The sequence below is a fragment of the Sphingobium xenophagum NBRC 107872 genome, assembly GCF_000367345.1.
Taxonomy (GTDB): Bacteria; Pseudomonadota; Alphaproteobacteria; order Sphingomonadales; family Sphingomonadaceae; genus Sphingobium; species Sphingobium xenophagum.
Genome location: NZ_BARE01000095.1, coordinates 1 through 5660, shown reverse-complemented (window position 1 = coordinate 5660; position 5660 = coordinate 1). Strand labels below are relative to the sequence as shown.

The following is a 5660-nucleotide window of genomic DNA, read 5'->3' as shown; positions in this document are numbered from 1 at the left end:
TGCGCGGCGACTGACAGGATGCGAGCGTAGCGACAATCAAGATGAGAATCGGTTGTTGGGGTGTCGGTGAAGGGCGGAGGGCGTAGCCCGAAGCCCGTAGCCGAGACCCCAACAACCGATGGCCCTTTAATGGAGGAGCCGCAGATCGTCGGGGCCGACCCAATATTCATTGGCATATCCAGATTGGAGGGAGATGCCGTGAGTGCCGGGTTGCCAAGTCAACGATCATCAAATGAGGCTTTTCATGAAATTGCGACAGACCAACCCGGTCCCGGTGGCTGCGGCGAAGGCCGGGTTCAGCACCGCGACGGGCTACCGGATCGCGAGCGATCCGGTGCTTCCTTCACACCGTAAAGCGCCCCGCGGCCGACGGCGACCTGATCCGTTGGAATCGATCTTCGAGAGCGAGATCGTACCAATGCTGAAGGCGGCACCTGGCTTGCGGGCGGTGGCGATCTTCGAGGAGATGCGCCGTCGCCATCCCGATCTCGATTTTGGGGTTCGCCGCACGATGGAGCGTCGTATCCGTGCCTGGCGGGCCGTTCATGGCCCGGAACAGGAAGTGATCTTCCGCCAGACTCATGAGCCGGGGCGAATGGGCCTTTCGGACTTCACCGACATGAGGAGCCTCAAAGTCACGATCGCGGGTGCGCCCCTCGATCACCTGCTTTACCACTTCCGCCTGGTGTGGTCAGGCTTCGAACATGCCCATGTCATCCTGGGCGGCGAGAGCTATGTCGCATTGGCTGAGGGGCTGCAGAACGCGCTTTGGATGCTGGGCGGCGCGCCGGGCGAACACCGCAGCGACAGTCTGTCGGCCGCGTTTCGCAACCTTGATGCCGATGCCCGTGCGGACTTGACCACACGCTACGACGCCTTGTGCGAACATTATGGCATGACGCCGACCCGCAACAACCGCGGCATCGCGCATGAGAATGGCAGCGTCGAAAGCTCCCACGGCCATCTCAAGGCGGCGGTGGAGGATGCGCTTGCGATGCGTGGATCGACGGACTTCGAGGACCTCGCGGCCTATCGCAGGTTCATCGACGAGATCGTTGCCCGAAAGAACCGGCGCAGTGCCGCCCGCATCGACACAGAAAGGGCAACGCTCAAACCGCTACCTGATCGTCGCACCAGCGACTACGAGGAACATATCCTTCCCGTCACCTCGTCCAGCACCTTCGTTCTGCGCAAGGTGTTCTACACGGTGCCGTCACGGTTGATCGGGCATCGACTGCGTGTGCGCCTCTACGATGATCGGCTCGATCTGTTCCTGGGCGGCAGTTATCTCATGACCCGGCCACGCGGTCGCCCGAAAAGCGCTACCGAACATGGCTATGTGGTGGATTACCGTCACGTGATCCATAGCCTCAGGCGTAAGCCGATGGCCCTGCTGCAGCTGACCTATCGCGACCAGTTGTTCCCGCGCGAGGCGTACAGGCTCATGTTCGAACGGCTGCTCGAAGCCATGTCCGAGCGTGACGCTTGCCGCAAGATGGTCGAGTTGCTGTCCATGGCCCATGAACGGGCCTGCGAGGCCGAGCTTGCCGATCTTCTCGCCCAGGACCTTGACGAAGGCCGGCTGCCTGACATCGCCGCGTTGCGAACGCGCTTCTCGCCCGATCCGGCCGCGCTGCCCGAGGTGGTGGTCGAGCTTGGCCCCCTGACCGACTACGATGCCCTGCTGCTGGGAGAGGCCGCATGACCAAGGCCCATAACGTCGATGCCCAGCGCCTGAGCTTCATCCTCAACGAGTTGAGGCTTCCTGCCATCAAGGTGATCTGGCCCGAGTTTACCGAACGTGCCGACAAGGAGGGCTGGCCTGCCACCCGACTGCTCGCTGCACTTACCGAGCATGAAATGGCCGAACGTGACCGGCGTAGGATCGAACGTCATCTAAGCGACGCACGATTACCACCGGGCAAAACGCTCGACAGCTTCGCCTTCGACGCCGTGCCGATGGTCTCGCGGGCGCAGGTCACGGCCATGACCTCGGGCGACGGATGGCTGGAAAAGGGCGCCAATCTCATCCTGTTCGGCCCGCCGGGCGGAGGAAAGAGCCACTTGGCGGCAGCCATCGGCCTGCAACTTGTCCAGAATGGTTGGCGCGTGCTGTTCACCCGCACGTCCGAGCTGGTCCAGAAGCTTCAGCTCGCGCGCCGCGAACTGGCGCTCGAATCCGCCATCGCCAAGCTCGACAAATACCACCTGCTCATCCTGGACGACCTCGCCTATGTCGCCAAGGATCAGGCTGAAACCTCCGTGCTCTTCGAGTTGATCAGCGCACGCTATGAGCGCCGATCCATGCTCATCACGGCCAACCAGCCCTTCGGCGAATGGAACCGGGTCTTCCCGGATCCCGCCATGACGCTCGCGGCCGTCGACCGTCTCGTTCATCACGCCACCATCTTCGAGATGAATGTCGAGAGCTATCGTCGCAGGGCCGCCCTCCAGCGACAGACAGGGGCTGGAAGGACCCCAAAATACGCGACAATCAAATCCATCGAGAAAATGTCGATCAGCGACAATCAGAGCGAAGAATCGCCCTTGCCAGCGACAATCTAACCCGGCACCATGAACCCGCCGCGACAATCTGTTCTCATCCTGATAGTCGCTGACCTCTCACCCAGATCGTCGCGCTATAGGCTCTGGTTCCTTTCAAACTCACTCCAATCGATATAGCCTTCGTGATGATCCTGGAGCAGCACTTCCCACGTTCCAAAGGGCTTGCTGTGGCCGTAACTTTTGCGTGCCCTGCCATCGACAATCTCGGTTCGCTTCTCGCTTTTACCATAGACATAGACCCCAGCGTAGAAGGGGTTCTTCAGGATCGAAATAACGCTTCGATAGCGAACCGGCACCCAGTCGAAGGACACCGTTTTGCGGCCGTCAGAAGGGCGGGGAAAATGGAAATTGTCAGCTGTCAGCGAAATCAGCACCTGGCGGGCGCTGCCAAGCTCGCGGAAACGCGAAAAGATGAGGCGGATCGCCTCCTGTACCCGGATATCGGGATCCAGCCCCAGGCCGTATTCGCGGTGCCAGATATAGCCGATCGGAACACTGAGGCGCAGTTCTCCCCGCCTTGCCTTGGCGCGCGCCGCGTCAAGCATGCGTGTTCGCAAAATGCCAAGCTCAAACTCGCGGATGCTGCCCTTCATGCCCAACAACAATCGATCGTTTGGTCGACAGGGATCGTATACCCCGTCGAGATCGATCACGCGCGCTTCAACCAGGCCACACAGCTCCAAAAGGTGGTGCCAGTCCCGGCCATTACGGGAAAGGCGCGATGCGTCCAAGCAAAGCACCGCGCCAACCTTGCCCGTGCACAGGCCGCTGACCAGTCGTTCGAAACCGGGGCGGTCGACAGTGCCGCTGGCGGTCCGACCAAGGTCATCGTCGATCACCTCGACATCGTGAAATCCCCAGCGTCGGGCAACATCGACAAGCTCATATTGTCGGCGCTGGCTCTCCAGGTTGTTCTGGACCTGACCCGGGGTCGACTGTCGGACATACACCACAGCTTTGCGCTTGAGCACCGTGACTGGAAGGAGATCATTGCCCGTCATCGCTGGCCTCCTTCGCCGCGACGCCGGCTGCGGCCATCAAGAGGGTCGCCAGCCTGGCAACAACGGCGCTTCGCTGCGCCTCGCTCAGGCCTCGCATCTGCGGCGTATCGAGCGGCATGCTCAGCTGCTGGGTCAGCATCGATAGCGACGAGGGTCGTGGTAGTGCCTTCATGGCGCGCCTCCTGGATGGCCGTGAGTCCATCCGTCGAAGTCTGCCTGAAACCGCGATCGGTAAGCAGTCCATGAAGCTCTACAAGCCCAATCACCGCAACGCGCGGTTCGCCCATCTCCATGTCGGCGCACAACGCCCTGTCCAGCATCCACTCTGCGACCTGGATGATCTCACCCGGCCTGATCTCTACCCGGATGATCGCGCCATTGGCCCGGTCCTCGCGGCCTTCATGCCGAAAACGACCGCCGTAATATGGATGCCAGCGATAATGAAACTCTACCATCTGCCCGACATGGGCAGAATGACCCTGCGATGGCCCTGGGCAGAAAATCATGGCTCTTCGCTGGTTCAGATCGCGGCGGCCAGCGCACCGCCTTCATGCTGAGCCTCATTGGCACGGCGAAGCTCAACGATATAGATCCCCAGGCTTGGCTAGCCGATGTGCTCAGCCGCATCGCCGACATCCCCCAGAACCGTCTCCAAGAACTGCTGCCATGGAATTGGCGAGCCGCCGAATATCAACGCGAAGCCGCCTGATCCGCGGCCTTCACCGAATGCTTACTATCGAAGTCACGACAAACGCCATTGGCGATGCGCCGACGCTGCCTGATCTGTTGGCGCAGATCCCGGCGGACGAGACAATCCTCAGCGTTGGCGGCGATGGCGCTTACGATACCAAGGGTTGCTATGCCGCGATTGCCGAACGCGAGGCGCAAGCCATCATTCCGGTCCGCCGCAACGGGCGCCCATGGAAGGAGGATGGCCCCGGCGCTGCTGCCCGCAATGAAACGCTGCGAGCGATCAAACGGCTTGGCCGCACCATCTGGAAGAAGTGGAGCGGCTATCATCGCCGCAGCCTCGTCGAAACCAAAATGCACTGCTTCAAGCTGCTCGGCCAGCGCGTCGCTGCCCGCACCTTCGATCGTCAGATTACCGAACTCAAAGTCCGAGCTGCAATCCTCAATCGCTTCTCACAAATCGGAACACCAAACACCATCCGCGTCACATAGTAATCTCAAGAAAAGAACGATTCATGCCCGTCAGGAGTTATGCAACAAAGCCTCACAGCTCCGAGAAAATCGCCGTAAATCCCCCGGCGTGAAATCTGATCGAACCCCAATCGCTGCCGCCATCGCAAGCCTCCTCGTGCTTGCTCTGGTCAATCAGAAAATTACCCCCGGGGGAATCCCCCGCGTGAGTCAGCCTCACTGGGACTTGGTATTACTGCTCATTGGTCGCCTTGTCGTCCGGCGAGATCCTCGTCGCCCCCAGATATTAACACCGACATTGTCGTTTCCGGCTCGCTTGCTCACATCATTCGGACAGCGGAAAGCAACAGTCAATCGCGCAGTCCGTTCCGGATCCGTTCTACGAGTTTGCCGCTTTTCAACCTATGACGTCAATGGGCCTTTTAATGACCCTGGCTGAGTGCAGAGTACTCAACCATCAGGACGATTGCCGATTCCGCTACCGCCATCACTGAGCAGCATAGTGCCAGTCAGGTACGAAGAGTCCCGGCGCGAAGCCAAAAGCGCGTAAAGACCAGCATGGTCGGCTGGTTCGGCTATCCGCCCGAGCGGGGTCATGCTGGAAATCATTTCGTCAAGCCCGGGCATCTGTTCCATCTTCATTTCTGCAAAGCCACCCGTCTGAGTGCCGCTGAGTGGGGTCCGGGTCCCTCCCGGTGCAACGCCGTTAACCCGGATTTCGGGTGCCAGTTCCCAAGCCAGTTGCTTGATCAGCCCGAGCACCGCGTGCTTAGAGGCGACGTATAGCGTGCCGCCGCCTCCGGTATAATAACTCGAGGTCGAGGCCGTGAAAATGATGCTTCCCTTAACCTTCCTGAGTTCGGGGATGGCGGCGCGGGCACCAAAGAAATAACCCTTCAGGTTGACGTCGAAGATTTCGTCGAAGACCTTGCC

At 60.3% G+C, this 5660-nt stretch carries 7 protein-coding genes and 1 pseudogene; 5 read left to right on the top strand and 3 right to left on the bottom strand.

What is annotated here, in order from left to right:
* Nucleotides 1-202: 202 nt before the first annotated feature.
* On the top strand, nucleotides 203-1705 hold the full coding sequence (istA, locus tag SX1_RS21645; protein ID WP_011950689.1) for an IS21 family transposase: 1503 nt from the start codon (nucleotides 203-205) through the stop codon (nucleotides 1703-1705).
* Nucleotides 1702-2565, top strand: a complete 864-nt coding sequence (istB, locus tag SX1_RS21640) for an IS21-like element helper ATPase IstB (protein WP_004211466.1) — start codon at nucleotides 1702-1704, stop codon at nucleotides 2563-2565. The genes istA and istB overlap by 4 nt, the downstream gene beginning before the upstream one ends.
* 74 nt (nucleotides 2566-2639) lie before the next feature.
* Here istB and SX1_RS23360 read toward each other — a convergent pair whose 3' ends face one another.
* Together SX1_RS23360 and SX1_RS24425 are read right to left on the bottom strand one after the other, a co-directional pair.
* Complete coding sequence (locus SX1_RS23360) at nucleotides 2640-3566, bottom strand: recombinase family protein (RefSeq protein WP_019054777.1); 927 nt, start codon at nucleotides 3564-3566, stop codon at nucleotides 2640-2642.
* Nucleotides 3553-3738, bottom strand: coding sequence for a hypothetical protein (locus SX1_RS24425; RefSeq protein WP_130753559.1), 186 nt, complete (start codon nucleotides 3736-3738; stop codon nucleotides 3553-3555). The genes SX1_RS23360 and SX1_RS24425 overlap by 14 nt, the downstream gene beginning before the upstream one ends.
* Between SX1_RS24425 and SX1_RS24420 the strand changes: the two genes are divergently transcribed.
* The 3 genes and pseudogenes from SX1_RS24420 to SX1_RS23350 all read left to right on the top strand — a co-directional run bounded on the left by SX1_RS24420 (nucleotide 3737) and on the right by SX1_RS23350 (nucleotide 4748).
* Nucleotides 3737-4123, top strand: a complete 387-nt coding sequence (locus SX1_RS24420; RefSeq protein ID WP_019054775.1) for a hypothetical protein — start codon at nucleotides 3737-3739, stop codon at nucleotides 4121-4123. The two genes, SX1_RS24425 and SX1_RS24420, sit on opposite strands and share 2 nt — an antisense overlap.
* Nucleotides 4051-4275, top strand: a pseudogene (locus SX1_RS21620) (transposase domain-containing protein); the annotation flags it as partial. The gene SX1_RS24420 and the pseudogene SX1_RS21620, both read left to right, overlap by 73 nt.
* A 17-nt stretch (nucleotides 4276-4292) precedes the next feature.
* Nucleotides 4293-4748, top strand: coding sequence for an IS5 family transposase (locus SX1_RS23350; protein ID WP_019054773.1), 456 nt, complete (start codon nucleotides 4293-4295; stop codon nucleotides 4746-4748).
* A gap of 429 nt (nucleotides 4749-5177) precedes the next feature.
* Here SX1_RS23350 and SX1_RS21610 read toward each other — a convergent pair.
* On the bottom strand, nucleotides 5178-5660 hold a 483-nt coding region (locus SX1_RS21610), incomplete at its 5' end, for an SDR family oxidoreductase (RefSeq protein ID WP_019054772.1).

What these genes read in the sequence shown, in the direction of transcription:
- istB (WP_004211466.1), top strand. Translation starts at nt 1,702, where the DNA reads ATGACCAAGGCCCATAACGTCGATGCCCAGCGCCTGAGCTTCATCCTC.
- SX1_RS23360 (WP_019054777.1), bottom strand. Translation starts at nt 3,566, where the DNA reads ATGACGGGCAATGATCTCCTTCCAGTCACGGTGCTCAAGCGCAAAGCT.
- SX1_RS24420 (WP_019054775.1), top strand. Translation starts at nt 3,737, where the DNA reads ATGGCGCGCCTCCTGGATGGCCGTGAGTCCATCCGTCGAAGTCTGCCT.
- SX1_RS24425 (WP_130753559.1), bottom strand. Translation starts at nt 3,738, where the DNA reads ATGAAGGCACTACCACGACCCTCGTCGCTATCGATGCTGACCCAGCAG.
- SX1_RS23350 (WP_019054773.1), top strand. Translation starts at nt 4,293, where the DNA reads ATGCTTACTATCGAAGTCACGACAAACGCCATTGGCGATGCGCCGACG.